The organism is Marinoscillum furvescens DSM 4134 (assembly GCF_003386095.1).
Lineage (GTDB): Bacteria > Bacteroidota > Bacteroidia > Cytophagales > Cyclobacteriaceae > Marinoscillum > Marinoscillum furvescens.
Genome location: NZ_QREG01000004.1, coordinates 107,765 through 122,888, shown reverse-complemented (window position 1 = coordinate 122,888; position 15,124 = coordinate 107,765). Strand labels below are relative to the sequence as shown.

Genomic DNA, 15,124 nt, shown 5'->3' with positions numbered 1-15,124 from the left:
ATGATAGACACTACAAGTCATTACCAGTTCCTCACCACCCGCCCACAGCGGCGAATGATCAGCAAGAATCACCCGGAGTTTCTCTACATTCTCCCTCACCAGACGGTCACCAGCCCCAAACTGGTGGCTGTGGTGACGTATACTGATAACACTTCAGAAAAACACGAGCTCTTGGCCACCACGCTCAGGGCCGGTGAGACGCGCATGTATGATATCAGCTACGCCAAGCGCAACTACGACATGCTAAATCCGGCAAAAACCATCCGCAAGTTTATCATCCGGGTGGACAGCCCTGATTACCCGGACGGGACTGAGGACTACATAGAGTGCTACCCATACACACCCACCGGTGATCACATTCGCGCTATCTACTACCACAACTCGCAAGGTGGAGTGGACAGCCTGATCTGTGTGGGCGATGAGCAGGAGCAGATCCAGGCAAATGGCATCATCACCGCCCAGCCATTTGAGGCGGTGTACGAAAGTGCCAGCCAGCAGTTTCGCTATGCCGATCCGAAGTTTCGCACGCAGCACAGCTTATCCAGTGCGGCTAAGCCGGGAAAAGAAGTGTTTGCACTGAAAGATCTTTTCTTAATCAAGCAGGCTTACGAATACCATAAGCATGACACTGTGGTGACCAGAGCACCGATTATCCCTGAGCAGGAGCAGCTTATTTTGCCATCCGCAAAATCAAACATCAAGCGCCTGGCGATCACCTACCGCTATGCATTCGAGCAGCGGGCAATGGATAGAGTGATATGATAGGACTCAGCAAAAACGGCAGGCAGCTTACCCTAGACCCCGGGTTTGAGATACCGTGGAATGTCGAGGATGACTTATTAGATTTCGGGCACCTGGGACAGGGATGGTCCGCGCCCATCCAGATACCCGTAAAGGGCAACGAATGGGCCTTTAAGTACGCCAGCGATCCGGCCAACAGCCGCAACCGGTTTAAGACCTATGACGATTTTGCAATCACCTGGGGTGGAAATGTCTGGTGGGAGTGCAGCTGCGTGCTGGAAGGTGTAAGCGAGGACGGTAGATATTACGAGGCTACGCTCAGCACGGTGGATAGTGTATTGGAGTCGAATAAAGGTCGAAGCTTGCGTGAGCTTCTTAAAGAAAGAACGTTTAGTTATCCCTCCGGAGGTTACGAAGTAGTTTATAATCACTTCAACGGCACCACAAACCGAGGTATCAGATTTCCCTGGTGTCATTTTTATGGTGAAGTGGATCGAAATCCAATCACCGAGGAATACATCCATATTACGAATAGCGATGTATTTGCTGTTCCTTTTTTTACCCTCAAACACCTACTCAATATTACAGCCTCTGAGCTGGGATATAGCACAGAGTATCGTCTTACCTCCAAGGTGTTGGATAATTATCTAGTATGCACACCGAATCAGTTTACTATCCTGAGCGATGGCGCTTCATTACCGTATGGTGCTTTCGTGCCCGACATCTCTGTTTCTGATCTAATCTATGAGGTGAGTGTGTATGCAGGTGCTTCTGTTTATGTAGATGTGGCTAAAAAACTAATACAAGTTGAGAGCCTTGACTTTTCACTCAAGCGACGAAATGGTCCGTATTTAGCTCTTACGTACCAGCGTCCATCGAGCACATTTGTAGATGATGTGGTCATTCGGTTTGCAGAGGGCAATGACTTTCTGCATATAGGGCCACAAGAGATGCAAGGCAATTATTTGGGTGTGTTTGACTCCAAAACGGACCTAAGCTTAGAGCCTGGTACTGCTGAAAACGATTACGGATTTTGTAAATGGGAGCAAAAGTATTATCAATTTTTGAAATACAACGATGTATTGTACATGGAGGCTTATGCTACTCCTTTCAGAGAGAAGAAGACTGGCACGAAGAATCCGATTATTTTCCAGAGCAAATTTACGCCGGCCATGCGTGATAGATGGTACTATGGTGAATACGATGTAGATATGACACTTACAGAGTCGGCTGCATCACCGGGAAAAGTGCGGTTGAATGGTTTTGAAACAAGTTTGCTTTTAAGTTACGACTACTTCGCCGTTCTCGAATTTAGCTCTCGAGAAAATAAAACACAGAAAGTCTTAAGTCGGATGCGAAATTTCAACAGTGTAGATCTGGGGCGAAACGCAGCTCCAGGAACTCGCGGTAATGTGGGAACCGGAGGTAGAGGCAGAGGCTACGAAAAGGGACTTCCATCACTGATAGTGCCCGCAAACATGACCAGGAGTCGGAGTGGCAATATTATCACGCTCACAGACTATTATACAGGCGTTAGGGAGCCGAGACTTTATTTTTCCACCTTACAAGCAATCTACAATCCCACTACAGGCACTCCGGATGATTCATTCATAGACCTTCTATGGGATTATATAGAGGATAAAGAGGTGAAAAAAATCAAGACTGCCAGTCAGGTAAAATTTTTCATGCCTGTAATTGGAAAAACGCTGACTCGACACGGTTCTTTTGATTTTGTGTTTCAGGATGATGCTGAGGACACCTCAGGCACCATAGTGCAATGGCATGGCATGCAATACGATTTCAATAAAGTAGACACCTACCCGTATGCTAGTAGTGACAACCTCTACTCCAATTCTGTTGACGGTGAAAGTGAATTGCCTGGAGTAAGCTTGCAAATTGCTGAAAATTATGAGGAGAACAATCTTTGGGATAATACACTTTTAAAGCTCCGTGACTTTGCGCAGCAAACGCGGATCATCAAATCACTAGGCAATCTATCAGGGTTGGAGGCCAAAAACCTTTCAACAAAAAAAATCATCCGCCACCTCAAAGGCCTCATGCGCTTCCGGTCCTTCCGCGCCACCCTCACCCGAGACGGCATCCGCGATCAGGAGGTGGAGGGGTATAGTTTGTAAAGTTTTTTCAAAAAAAAGGTAAATATATTTCTCTTTTATGAGAAATATATTTACCTTTACTATATCAGAACGGCACGGAGCTGTTCTACAGAATTAAAAACTTTGCGACCATGAAAACTTCAAAAACACAAATCACATCAGTTTTAAGATCAGAAAACACCACTGAAATCTTCAAAATAGCTAAAGCATCTGGTATAGATGTATCTAATAGAGGCTCATTAATGAGATGGATTGAAGCTCATTCACCTAGCCAAAAAGTATCCAGAAAAGCGTATAACCTATCTTATGGAGCTGGAGACTTCAAACACCACAGAATTAATCACTCTCACAATAGGAACAAAGTAATTGCTGCGATCAAACGCGCAAAATTTGAAAAAGCAAAGGGTTATATGGAGACCAATTATGGTAAGATTCTCGTGATTGGTAATGAAAATATATATTGGGCACATCCGGTTTATCAGCATCAGGATTACAATAAGTCCATAGCATTCACCAACACTGAGAAGAACAGGAGATTGGCAGCAGTTATCAACTCCTATTTGATGAAGTAACACTTCCCGTTAGTTTCTCGCAAAGTTCTAGCGGGAAACCAGCCCCGGCCACTGGTCGGGGCTTCACTTTTAAAAAACAATGCTCATATGACACCAGAACAAGAATTTATCGCAATTGTAGGTAAGCAGCTATACACATTGCGCAAGTACCGGCAGCTCACCCAGGATGAGGTTGCAGAAAAATGCGGCGTGAGTCGTAAGTATGTTAGCCAGCTGGAACGCGGCGAGGTAAACGCCTCATTGGGGATCGTGTTCAAGCTGTGCACAGCACTCCAGTGCTATGCAGACCTCACCTTCACCCCTGTAGAATCACAAAAAAAGCCGGACTAGATCCGGCTTTACTTTTTCAGATTGCTTCTCACCCAGGCATGTAGGTACATACCCAGTGCGGTCATTAGTACCAGTACCAGCACATCCAGATATCCCATTTATCCCCTTCTCCGTTTACGCTCAGCTTTATACGCCTGGTGCGAGATAATCCCCAGCTTATAGGAGGTAAAGAGGTCCCCCTCACTCAGGCTTGGCATGTCCAGGTCCTTACCACTTACTCGCCATTCATTGCGCAGGTACACGTTCCGGATCTTCAGCTCGCGCAAGATGTCAGATAGCTTCGTATAGACCGCTATCCAAAAAACCACAAAAATAGCCGCGCAAATCAAAAATAGTATTGCTTCCATAGGTATCAGTTTTTCATTTCTTCCCAATTAACGACTTCTCAGACTTAAAGTCAAATCTTCTCAGCACTCCATTTTCTGACCTACTCCCCTTATCCTCTCTTGCTTATCTTTAGTACTCATATAAATTATAACCAACCCTCTAAAAAGAGGCTTAAATCACTTTTAATCATGAAAAAAAAGACAGCAACAATGCTCACCCTTCTAGCGCTCATCGCTTGTACATTTTCTGCATGCAACGATGACCTCTCAGCTAACGAAATCAAAATCGAAAAACACGATGTGGATGCCACCCATGGCAATGCCGAAGGTGATCCAGATGGCGGTGACGGAGGCTATGGTGGTGGCTGATTGACAGACCTCACTTAGAAAAATACAAATAGTTAGAGGCACTTTCCATATAACGAAAAGTGCCTTTACTTTTTTATGTCGTGCTAATACGCTATAATTAACAAACTCAACCTCGCCATAATTTCAATTGATACAATGAAGCGACCTTTTTTAGTGTTTTTAGCCATTATACACTATCAAATGATAGTGGCTCAAGATTTCAACCTTGCATTTTCGCTATATAAAGAGGGCAACCCGGCTTGCAAAGCAATATTTTTTTCAGCCTTAGAATCAGACATGCCGGCAGACTCCCTCCACCTCAGCGCCTACTACCTTGCAGGTGTGTATTATGCCGAGGATTCCGTGGAGCAGGCACTCATCCACGCGCACAAATCGCTAGACCTGGCATTCAAAAGTGACGAGGAGCTCCACATCATGCGTGCATACATGAGACTCTTTCAGTGCTACTACAAGTGGAACAGCTTCCAGGAAGCACGAAACTCCGCCATCAAAGCACTCAAGCATGCGCCAGATGACCATTGGAAGCATAGAAATCAGTACAACCTCGCCCTGGCATACCAGAAGCTAAACAAAATGGACTCAGCACTCTGGTACTTCACAGAAAATTACGACTACTACCTTGCCCAAAAAGACACCCTGCAGATTTGCAAAAATCTCAACGAGATCGGCCTGATCTACTTCTACCTAAATGACTACCCACAGGCTCGTGAGTACTACTTTGACCTGCTAGACTATAGCACACACGTAGGCTCCACCAAATACCAGGGATTTGCGCTAAACAACATCGGCAATGCCTACAAAGAAGAAGGCATGACAGATTCAGCCATTGCTTACCTGTCCAGATCCATCCCCTTTCAGTCCAGCAGGCTCGCCATGCACATCAGCTACAACCTCTCCCGACTTGTAGACGATCCATACCCCCACCTCATAGCAGCCAAAGACAGGTTTCATTCAGACCTGGACTCCAGGGACTACAAGTCCATACTACTAGACCTTAGAAGATACCATACCCACCCCGACAGCATTCATCACTACGAGGCTCTTCTGGCCGATTTGGTAGCTGAGGATCTTACCAAAGACCAGCTCATCCGGGCAGAAAACGCCAGACTCAAAATCCTCGAGATAGAACGACAAATAGAACTTCGCCGCAGAGAGCTTCAGCAGCAAGAGGAACGTACGATATACCAGTTTATCATTCTGGCCACCATACTCGTTGCTATATTCGCATCACTGTATTACACGCGTAGGTTCTTCCCCGAGAAGATCAAAGAGCGATTAAAAATCCTATCCAAACAAAACGCCGAGTATCGCAATACCATGCGCCAGATGCTCAATAAGTAAATAGTAAATGGAAGAGCTGGGAGATAGAGACTACCTGTATTTCTTCAGCTCCTTTTCCAGGCGCTTGATCGTCTCAGACTGCTGACGGATCACCTCATTCTTAGCCTCGATCATCAGGTCATAGTCTGCTATACGATTCTTTAGAAACAGGATATCATCCGAATCCGTCCTTACCTGTAGCTCCAGCTCATTCAAGCGAGACTCCAACGCCTCATTAGAATTACTGGCATAAGAATTCTTTACAAACTTCTTTAAACGGGGGATGTGTTGAGAAATGTCAATATTCAGAATGGTTCCGATCTTGATCCAGATATCATCGTCTATCCGATCCAATTTTCTCTTTCGTAGCAGGGTATGATATGACTTACCGATCTTTTCAGCTACGGTATCAAACTTCATTCCCGACTCCTTGATCAGATCCTCAAGTAATTGACCTTCGTTCATGATTGCAATATCGTCACTAATATAGAGCAATTTTGTAAGGTTTTACTTGCTTTTATAGAGCATCTAGTTATATTTGTCTAACATCTAGCTCTATTTATAGAGCATATACGATTATATGTAAGTAAAACAGCACAAAATGATAACAACCTCCACCTCCAACAAACTAGCTCTATTGATCGAACAAGCCATCGCCGGAGCGCCAGACAGAGACCAGGCACGGGAGCGCCTACTCTCCGAAATGTCCAAATACGTAGACAGCCAACTACAGTCTGGAAGCCGCAAGCGCCTGCAGTCTCTCATCAATGGCTCCTACAAGATGAAACTCGATGAAGCCATCACCTTCACCTACTTCTTTGGCCTGAAAAGTATCGAGGAACTCCTGGATATCTCGGCCAAAGATTTTCGCACTGCAGAAGACATACTGGAAGCCCACCCACAGGTAGCCTAACAGACACAAGCTGGTTCATGAGGACCTGCCCTACACCTTCCCCTGTCACCCGGGGGAAGGCCCGGGGCGGGAGACCCCAGCTAAAACCCTTAAATCCAAGAAATAATGGAATACGCCACCAAAGAACAACTACGCAAATCCATGCGAGGATTCCTGGCACAGCGAAAGCACATTTATAGAGAGCTGAAGCTAAGACATCTAGAGGAAATCTGTATCCTCCTTCAAAAGCGCTTTTGCTTCATTCGAGACTGGAGCTACTGGCGTCACTGTCTCGAGGTGCGCAATGCTGAGCACCTGATTATGTTCATCCTACCATCCGCCACAGGCGGTCATGCCACCACTCATAAGCACATGCTTGAGCTCATCGCACATTGCAAGCAAGTATCCAGCCTTACCAAGCTGCAGTATGACAATCAAGCTCAAAAAATTCCATCTCGACCATGAGCTTCAATGCCAAATCAGATTGCCCGAAAAATACGCAATGCCGCAATTGTGAACATTACACCCACGATCCTAAAATCGGATTTAAAAACATCAAGGGATCACAGGTTGAAAGTGGAAAGTGTGCGCTTAGAAAAGGCCCAACCTACGCTACCTGGTATGGATGGGTAGACATCAACAATCCTTTCAAACAAAACGAAAAACCATGAAACTTTTAGTAGATAAATCAGCACCAGAATACCAGCAGCTTATCTCATTATTAGATAAGAGAATTGCCTACGATCAAGAAGCCAACAAAATAACCAAAGAGGTCGGAGCCAAAGCACACACTATTGGTATAGACTGCTTCGCAGGGGGTATTTCCGCATTCCAGTTTGACAGCAAACCTGATGGCTATCGCAATTCCGGCTACAGGTCACGCACCAACCTCTATTTCCCAAAAAAGATCAAAGCCAATAAAGAGCTACTAGAGAGAATCGCCGCCCTGCCCAAGATCCGTAAGACAGAGTTTAAGGCCATTCTCAATTTCGACTCAATTTTCGCATGTCCAGGCTTGGAAGTCCACAAGAGAGATATCATCATCACAGCCAATGAAAAGTGGGTCACAGAAGCAGTAGGATACGATGACAAATGGGAAGTGCCAGACTTCCTTCGCCAGCTCACAGTGGTAGAATATCAATACCTCACCAACAAGCAAGCATCATGAAATACAACGCCACATACAAACCAGACAAGCTGGGCAGAAAACCCGGTATAGATCGTGAAGTATTCATTGCCTTTATCTTCCTGGCTTTCGGACTCATCTCTGGGGCCGTAGGTGCCACACTAATCTGTTTTTTCAAATGGGCACTATAGACACAAAAGATAAGCAGACTGAGGAGTACTGGTACCACACACTTGACGACAAGTTCGCCGAGTTTCTCACCAGCAAAGCACTCTTCCTACTGGCATTCATGGGATTTATGGCCTATCGGTACTATGAATCACAGCAAATATTCCATGACCTGCTCGATGACCCCTGGCCCTCTCATGTCATTGCCGTGGTAGCCGTGCTCACTACCCTCATCTTCATGGTCAATAGCTCCTATCTCGCCCCCATCCCGGTCAAAGATGACGAAGGAAAAGTCACCTCCCAGCTTCATTGGTCTAAGGTGATACTGGTGCTCTATGCCCTCATCATCAACATCTTCTTTTGGAAGCCCTGGAAAGCAGACACCCAGGCCGAGTACTACTTCCTTTGGTTTAGCTGCATCATGCTCAGCTCCATGGATTTTGGTTTTGCTCACCTGTTCAAAGAGAAGCAAGCGCAGACCACTGCACAGCAGGAGCTCACCAGCTTAGACCAGCAGCTCACCAGCAAGGAGGAAGAGCTCACCAGCTTGAGACAAACACACACCAACCTACAACAAGAGATAAACCAACTAACCAGCAGAAAAAAGGAGCTCGCAGACCTGATCGACCAGTTTACCTGTCCGCATTGCCAGCAGGTCTACTGGCCAGAGAAGAGCATCACCTCCCATATGTCAAAGTGTAAACAAAATTCAGATAGCAAATGACCAGATATTTCGCAAAGATCACGGCCACCTATGTAGCCAAAAACAAGCTATGCCAGGAGCTCGCAAACATCGCAAAAACCAAAGATGCCAAAATCCTGGAAGGGACAGATGAGCTAGAGCAATACCTTGAAAACCTCAAAGAACACGTAGCCCTGGCCAACGCACACCATCCCAGATGCAAGCCTGAGGAGCTCACAATCTACACACCCGGAGACAGCCATACATGCTACATGGTCTATATCCCCGGACTATTTCACATGAGCATATTCAAAGAAGCCACACCATGAAAAGACTTATATCCGATAGCGCCGGACAAAGGTTCGTGACTTTTTCAGTGTCTGGGTACACAAAGAATCACAGCGAGTAGTCCGGATACCGATCATCAAAAACCAGTACCTAAACAATGATATACAGGATCTCATCACCGCCATGTCATCCATTGGCTACAACTACGAAATACTATGAACATAAACCTCCAAGGCGACTGGATTTTACTAGGTATCACCATCGCAGTCTTCATCTACCAGCTCATCAGATTACAGGCAAATAAGAAGCGTCATCAGGATGCCTGTGAAGTACTCAAAAATCAAGACACATTTGACATCAAAAGCATGATCCTTCAGGCAAATGGATATGTAGAAATAGAATACCATCCCAAGGCACTTAAGGATCCATTCTTCGAAGATGCCGTCAAATTAGACCCCACAAACTAAATCACTCATAATATGAAAGTAGAAGTAAATACCATATTTAATCCTGCCACCGGCCGCATACTCTGGCAGGTAGAAACCGACCAGGGAGGCCATGCTCGAGGCAGCGAACTCATGGCCACACTAGAAGATAGCGCAATCCCTCACTCACACATTGGCTCCATTTTCACCAATGTACGCAGGGAGTTTATCGGCCTGGAAGGATGCTACACCATTAAAATAGAACAGGAGGTAGAATCATGAGTACGCTAAAGGTACAAGGCCAGCTCCGCTCACTGATGGACAGTCTCGTGGAAGAAGAAAAGCGGCTAAACAAGCAGCGCCTCGAAGCAGAAAAAATAGCCCGATCCATGGGACTGCAAATTGACTGGTACTCCGGCAAACTATCAAAAAGGGACTGATCTCCCCTCACCCATTTTCTAATCATCATTAAACTCAAGGAACTAAAGCGTGTACATCAAACAATCGTTTATAGACCGCATCAAAGACCAGGCGGAAATCACAGACATCATTGGCCGCTATGCAGACCTCAAGCGTCAGGGAAAAAACTTCTTCTGCCTGTCGCCTTTCGGTACCGAGCGCACTCCTTCATTCTGTGTAGATCCGGACAAGCAGCGCTTTGTCGACTACCATTCAGACAGGTCAGGAGATGTCATCTCCTTTATCATGGAGAAAGAGTCTCTTCCCTACCCTCAGGCCATAGAACACCTCGCAGGTATGTTAGGCATGCCTGTGGAGTATGAGGATGAAGCCTGGGCAAAAGAAAAAGCGGTTCAAATCCAGAAAAAAGAAGAGCTCAGACCATTGCTCAAAGTGGCCCAAAAACTCTATGTACAGGAACTTAGAGAGATCAGGAAAAACCAGACAGATCACGGTGTATTGAATGAGTTGCAAAAAAGAGGATACACAGATCACGACATCACCGACTGGGAGCTGGGCTATGCACCTGGTGGCAGACTGATCTTCAGTGACCTGGTCAAACGCGGCAAATTGAAAGAAGGCCAGGACTTGTTTTTAGCGGGTGAAAAGGCAGACAAGTACTGGAACAGACTCATCATTCCCATCCACGATGAAAATGGCCTTCTCATCGGCTTTGCAGGCCGCGATGTATCCAAACCCTTGTCATCCCAGGAGCTTAAAGAGAAGCTGGCCAGCGGTGAGTCGGTACAGCGCACAGCCAAATGGATCAACCCCAAAGACACTCCCCTGTACAAAAAAGACAAAGCCTGGTTTGCACTGCATAGAGCCAAAGACGAGATTCGCAAATCCGGTGAAGCCTGGCTCATGGAAGGCTACAATGATGTCATCGCCTGGCACAAACAAGGCATCACCAATACCATTGCCAGCTGTGGCACCAGCATCACGGAGACACAAGTCAGGATACTGAAGCGCTACTGCAGCAAGGTCATATTCTGCCTGGATGGAGATGCGGCGGGGATCAAAGCTACTATCAAGCAGATCCCACTATTCCTGGCAGCTGGCTTCCAAACAGAAGTATGCACCCTGCCACCCGTGAATGGTAAGTTCCTGGATCCGGATGACTTCTCCCGGGCGCTGTATACCTCAGCAGGATATCAGGCCATGCACAGCCTTCTGCAGCACTCCCCACTACAGGAAGGGTTTAGAATACTGCTGGATCACTACCTGGGTGATGGCGTCACCGAGACAGAGAAAGCCATCGGCGCTCGCAAGCTGGCAGAGGTAGTAGCCTCCGTTCCGGACGAAGCCCTCAAAGAGATCTATCAGGGATGGCTTACCAAAGAATCAGGCCTCAAAGCAGCGGCAATCTCCAGATGGGTAAAAACCGAGCAGGACAATCAGGAAGCTGAAAAGGTAACATTCAAACGCTACCAGCTGCCCACAGAGGTCAAAACCCCACTCAGTGAGCTCATCAAAGACATAGAGCGGTACCAGATGTTCATCGCCAACAACCGCATCTGGATGATGAAGGGAGAAGAGCGCCCATACACGTTCTTTCACGTATCCAACTTTAGTATAGAAATCATCCAGCACATGCAGGATGAGCGCTTCCCGATGAAGCTCGTCCGGATCAGAAATATATACAATGAGGAACGAATCTTCGATGTGCCTTCGGAGAACCTCAACACACCCCAGGCATTTGACAATGCCATGACCAACCATGGCAACTTCCTGTGGACAGGAGGTCGAAACGAATTTCAGCGTCTCCGTCAGTACTTATACGATCGCATGGGCACGGGCCAAAAGATAGAAGTCATGGGCTGGCAACCTGATAATTTTTGGGTCTGGAACAATGGCGTTACCATTCCCGGCAAGGGCACCATTCCTATCGATAACAATGGAGTATTCAAATATTCCCAAAATGATGCAGAGGTATCGTATTATATCCCCTCAGCCAATAAGATCTACAAAAACAACTCCTTCAAATACGCTCCTCAAAAGAAGGTTCACCTGGACCAGGATCCTCCATTTAGCTTCTCAGCATACTGCAGCAAGATGATGGCTGTTCACAGATCACATGCTATCAACGGCATTCTGTTCACCGTGGCCACTACATTCCTGGATATTGTCGAAGACAAGCTTGGCAACTTTCCTCTCCTATTCCTATATGGACCACCCTCATCTGGTAAGGATCAGCTGATAGAGTGCTGCCAAAGCTTCTACGGGGCTCCTCAGTCTCCCATTCACCTGGAAAACAAAACCAGTACAGCCAAAGCACAGATCCGCAAGTTTGCCCAGTTCCGAAATATCATCGTCCACCTCTCCGAGTTTGTCAATGACCCGCAGATCACCGGACTACTTAAAGGCTTCTGGGATCGGCGGGGCTATGAGAGGGGCAACATTGACAGCATGTATGGCACAGACACCATCCCTATTACCAGCTCAGTCATATTCACTGGAAATCACTACCCGGAGGCAGACGCCCTGATCACCAGGATCATCTGTGAAGAAATGACCAAGACGGAATTTTCCCTGGATGAAAAGAAAGCCTACCAGGAGCTCAAGGATATGACCAAAAAAGGCATATCAGGATTTACAGCTCAGATGCTCGAGCACCGACAGTTGTGGAAAGAAAAATTCAAGGAAATCTACCGGCGCGTAGAGAGTAACCTGAAAAAAGACTTCACACTCACCAGTGGCCATGACCGCATGATAGGTAACATCGCAGTACTGGGAGCTACCTATGAGCTCATGAAGGACGTCCTCCAGTTCCCTTTCAGTTTTGCCGATTTCCTCGAGCACAACAAAGCAGCACTGGAAACACAGGTCCGCAAGCTCAACACTGCCTCGGTAATTATGAAGTGGTGGGATTGCTTCCTGGCCAGCGTCCGGACACAGACAGATCCCCTGCGTCATGGCCGTGAGTTTGAGCTTAAGGATGACAAGCTCTACTTCAATTTCACGCACTGTTACAACAAGGTCATAGCACAGTGGTGGGCACAGTACCACGAGCAGACACCTTCCAAATCCAAGCTCACAGATGTAATCAAAAAAGACACCTCGTTTATCGAGGAAAAAAACAGCCACCGCATGCCCGAGAAGAAAAGTAGCGTGTGGGTCATAGACCTCAAAAAGCTCAGCATATACGATGACCTCTACGAGGCTGTAGACTGGCAGATAAGGGCCAACCAGGACCTCAAACCAGAGATAGGCAGCAGACAGATGTCAGATCAACCAAAACCCGTACAGGGCAAAATGTTTAACGAACCAAAAGATGAAAAAGACCTTCCATTTTAGAATTTCCCTGCCACCCTTTTTTAAAAATTATCAGGAAAGAAAAAGAAAGGGGTGTTTTCAGATCGGACAACTTCGGACAAATTATAAGTATCTGATTAATAAGTATTTAAGTATTAATAAGCTATCCGAACCCCTGTCCGATCTTGTCCGATCTTGTCCGAAGTGGGTTTGTAGTTCGGACACTTTCGGACAGAATCGGCCAGTTTTTGAGCTCTTGTCCGAAACTCATCTTTTTGAATATCAGACACTTAGATCAAAAAACAAGCTTGTCCGATCTGTCCGAAGTGATTTCACTGACTTCCGCATTCACCTCAAAATTTTTAATCATGGGATTTAGAGTATTAGACCAGGAGAAAATCAACTACATCTACGCCAATTATCGCCGAGAGTCCAGTAGTGATATGGCCAGAGTGCTCGGAGTGAGCGCCTCGGTTGTCAAAAGATTCATGAATGAAAAAGGCCTTAAAGTATCAAAGGCCCAGAGTCGCAAATGGGCTGCTGAGAAATTGAAAGGCAAAACCTCTCTTACTGCTGAGCAGGATCAGTTCATCAAAGCCAACTATGATAAAATTGGATCCAAAACAATAGCGCGAAAGATTGGGAAAAGTGACACTGCAGTAAGAACCCGAATGCGTCAACTCGGAATAGTAGTCCCGGATGAGGTCAAAGCACGTATCAGACAAGAATCCTACTTTAAGAAAGGGCACAACCCAGCAAATGCCGGTAAGAAAGGAGTGCGAGTATCTCCAAAATCTGAATTCAAAAAAGGCCAGCAACCCGCCAACACACTGCACGATGGAGCCATCTCCCTGAGGACTCACATCAACTATCGCACAGGTCAGCAATACAAATCCTGGCATATAAGAATCTCCAAAGGAAAATGGATTCAGCTAAACCGATATGTCTGGGAAAAAGAACATGGTCCCATTCCTCCTAAGCATATCATATCCTTCGTAGATGGCAATCCACTAAACTGTGACATCAGCAATCTGGAATGCATTTCTATGGCAGAAAATGCCCGAAGAAACAGAAACTCCGAAAAAGCCGGCCAGACCAACAAGCTCAACTGGGAAGAAGGAGGATCTGATAAAAGAGTCGCCAGCTATATAGTAGGCGCTGACACTGAGATGCAGAGCATGGTCATTAAAGAAGCTCCAGAGCTCCTGGAATTAAAAAGAACTCAATTTCAACTCAACAAACAAATCAATGATGAAAAGTCCAGAAGAAAAACTATTTGATATGATCGGCAAAGACTGGTTGTATCACAGCAAAAACATCCGAATACTAGGTGTATTCCAGAGAGATGAAATATTTCGAATCAAAGCTGAGTCACCTGAAGGGACCAATGAAGACATAGATCTACATGCTCAGGACGTGAAGCAATTCGTCAAAGACTGCCTTATTGTGGACATGACTCCCACAGTAGTGGAAAAGGCGAAGGATGAAAACACAGAGCTCGCCATGGCCATTGTCAAGAATTCCAATCTCGACATCAATGATCTCACACAAACGCTGCTCGATAATATTGAGAAAGTACGGGAGAATCCTGAGTACATAAACCAGGCGAAAGCGGTCACCAACAATGTCAATTCAATATTGAATTTAAAGAGACTTCAATTCCAGGTAGCTAAAGAACTGAAAAGGAAATGATGATGGCATCCTCTATCTCCTCCATATCGGTATTTGACAAAACCTGGTGCCAGGCAGAAAACATAGAGCAGTTCCGGCGTGAAGATCTTTCACGCCGAAATGGCCTTAATTACTATGTACTTTACCAGGATGAGAATGGATCAGTTCTTATCGAACAAACGGTCACCAATGAGACAGACCCAAAGTGGATCCAGAAAGCTATTGACATGGGATTGATTTTCATGAAGAAAGTCGATCATGAAATCACACTAGCCAGTTGGAAAGCCAGAGATGCAAAGTAGAGATCATCAACATATCGATGATCGCAGAAAGGCGTTGAAAAAACTAGCTCAAATCCTATATTCTCACCATATTAAGACGCAGAA

At 46.0% G+C, this 15,124-nt stretch carries 21 protein-coding genes; 19 read left to right on the top strand and 2 right to left on the bottom strand.

Going from position 1 to position 15,124, the window contains the following annotated elements; all coding sequences use genetic code 11:
• The 4 genes from C7460_RS06025 (at position 1) to C7460_RS06010 (ending at position 3,757) form a co-directional block, all read left to right on the top strand.
• The gene (locus tag C7460_RS06025; RefSeq protein ID WP_115867187.1) at positions 1-762 is read left to right on the top strand and encodes a hypothetical protein; all 762 of its coding nucleotides are present in this window, start codon (positions 1-3) and stop codon (positions 760-762) included.
• Positions 759-2,876: a hypothetical protein gene (locus C7460_RS06020; protein ID WP_115867186.1), complete on the top strand. Its 2,118-nt coding sequence runs from the start codon at positions 759-761 to the stop codon at positions 2,874-2,876. The genes C7460_RS06025 and C7460_RS06020 overlap by 4 nt, the downstream gene beginning before the upstream one ends.
• A gap of 110 nt (positions 2,877-2,986) precedes the next feature.
• Complete coding sequence (locus C7460_RS06015; protein WP_115867185.1) at positions 2,987-3,427, top strand: hypothetical protein; 441 nt, start codon at positions 2,987-2,989, stop codon at positions 3,425-3,427.
• An 87-nt stretch (positions 3,428-3,514) separates the two neighbouring features.
• A complete protein-coding gene (locus C7460_RS06010; protein WP_115867184.1) occupies positions 3,515-3,757 on the top strand; it encodes a helix-turn-helix domain-containing protein in 243 nt (80 codons plus the stop codon).
• Positions 3,758-3,855: 98 nt separating this feature from the next.
• Here the strand turns inward: C7460_RS06010 and C7460_RS06005 are convergent, their stop codons facing one another.
• Positions 3,856-4,104: a hypothetical protein gene (locus tag C7460_RS06005; RefSeq protein WP_115867183.1), complete on the bottom strand. Its 249-nt coding sequence runs from the start codon at positions 4,102-4,104 to the stop codon at positions 3,856-3,858.
• A gap of 168 nt (positions 4,105-4,272) precedes the next feature.
• Between C7460_RS06005 and C7460_RS06000 the strand changes: the two genes are divergently transcribed.
• A complete protein-coding gene (locus tag C7460_RS06000; protein ID WP_115867182.1) occupies positions 4,273-4,452 on the top strand; it encodes a hypothetical protein in 180 nt (59 codons plus the stop codon).
• 135 nt (positions 4,453-4,587) lie between these two features.
• A complete protein-coding gene (locus C7460_RS05995) occupies positions 4,588-5,793 on the top strand; it encodes a tetratricopeptide repeat protein (protein WP_115867181.1) in 1,206 nt (401 codons plus the stop codon).
• A 30-nt stretch (positions 5,794-5,823) separates the two neighbouring features.
• Here the strand turns inward: C7460_RS05995 and C7460_RS05990 are convergent, their stop codons facing one another.
• On the bottom strand, positions 5,824-6,237 hold the full coding sequence (locus tag C7460_RS05990) for a hypothetical protein (protein WP_115867180.1): 414 nt from the start codon (positions 6,235-6,237) through the stop codon (positions 5,824-5,826).
• Positions 6,238-6,373: 136 nt separating this feature from the next.
• On the opposite strand from C7460_RS05990, the gene C7460_RS05985 reads away from it, so the two are divergent.
• The 13 genes from C7460_RS05985 to C7460_RS05925 all read left to right on the top strand — a co-directional run bounded on the left by C7460_RS05985 (position 6,374) and on the right by C7460_RS05925 (position 15,040).
• Complete coding sequence (locus C7460_RS05985; protein ID WP_115867179.1) at positions 6,374-6,685, top strand: hypothetical protein; 312 nt, start codon at positions 6,374-6,376, stop codon at positions 6,683-6,685.
• A gap of 105 nt (positions 6,686-6,790) precedes the next feature.
• Positions 6,791-7,129, top strand: coding sequence for a hypothetical protein (locus tag C7460_RS05980; protein ID WP_115867178.1), 339 nt, complete (start codon positions 6,791-6,793; stop codon positions 7,127-7,129).
• A 202-nt stretch (positions 7,130-7,331) separates the two neighbouring features.
• Positions 7,332-7,832, top strand: a complete 501-nt coding sequence (locus tag C7460_RS05970; protein WP_115867176.1) for a hypothetical protein — start codon at positions 7,332-7,334, stop codon at positions 7,830-7,832.
• The gene (locus C7460_RS23650) at positions 7,829-7,981 is read left to right on the top strand and encodes a hypothetical protein (protein ID WP_170147907.1); all 153 of its coding nucleotides are present in this window, start codon (positions 7,829-7,831) and stop codon (positions 7,979-7,981) included. The genes C7460_RS05970 and C7460_RS23650 overlap by 4 nt, the downstream gene beginning before the upstream one ends.
• The gene (locus C7460_RS05965; RefSeq protein WP_115867175.1) at positions 7,969-8,682 is read left to right on the top strand and encodes a hypothetical protein; all 714 of its coding nucleotides are present in this window, start codon (positions 7,969-7,971) and stop codon (positions 8,680-8,682) included. The genes C7460_RS23650 and C7460_RS05965 overlap by 13 nt, the downstream gene beginning before the upstream one ends.
• Positions 8,679-8,969, top strand: coding sequence for a hypothetical protein (locus C7460_RS05960; protein ID WP_115867174.1), 291 nt, complete (start codon positions 8,679-8,681; stop codon positions 8,967-8,969). The genes C7460_RS05965 and C7460_RS05960 overlap by 4 nt, the downstream gene beginning before the upstream one ends.
• 174 nt (positions 8,970-9,143) lie before the next feature.
• Entirely contained in the window at positions 9,144-9,395 is a 252-nt protein-coding gene (locus tag C7460_RS05955) for a hypothetical protein (protein WP_115867173.1), read from the top strand.
• Positions 9,396-9,407: 12 nt separating this feature from the next.
• Positions 9,408-9,635, top strand: a complete 228-nt coding sequence (locus C7460_RS05950) for a hypothetical protein (protein ID WP_115867172.1) — start codon at positions 9,408-9,410, stop codon at positions 9,633-9,635.
• On the top strand, positions 9,632-9,793 hold the full coding sequence (locus C7460_RS23645) for a hypothetical protein (protein WP_170147906.1): 162 nt from the start codon (positions 9,632-9,634) through the stop codon (positions 9,791-9,793). Before C7460_RS05950 ends, C7460_RS23645 begins: the two co-directional genes overlap by 4 nt.
• 49 nt (positions 9,794-9,842) lie before the next feature.
• On the top strand, positions 9,843-13,109 hold the full coding sequence (dnaG, locus tag C7460_RS05945; RefSeq protein WP_115867171.1) for a DNA primase: 3,267 nt from the start codon (positions 9,843-9,845) through the stop codon (positions 13,107-13,109).
• Positions 13,110-13,435: 326 nt separating this feature from the next.
• Positions 13,436-14,347, top strand: coding sequence for an HNH endonuclease signature motif containing protein (locus C7460_RS05935; protein WP_115867169.1), 912 nt, complete (start codon positions 13,436-13,438; stop codon positions 14,345-14,347).
• Positions 14,316-14,759 carry a hypothetical protein gene (locus C7460_RS05930; protein WP_147302867.1) on the top strand — a complete coding sequence of 148 codons (444 nt, stop codon included), beginning with the start codon at positions 14,316-14,318 and terminating at the stop codon, positions 14,757-14,759. Before C7460_RS05935 ends, C7460_RS05930 begins: the two co-directional genes overlap by 32 nt.
• A complete protein-coding gene (locus tag C7460_RS05925) occupies positions 14,756-15,040 on the top strand; it encodes a hypothetical protein (RefSeq protein ID WP_115867167.1) in 285 nt (94 codons plus the stop codon). The genes C7460_RS05930 and C7460_RS05925 overlap by 4 nt, the downstream gene beginning before the upstream one ends.
• The last annotated feature ends 84 nt before the right edge of the window (positions 15,041-15,124 follow it).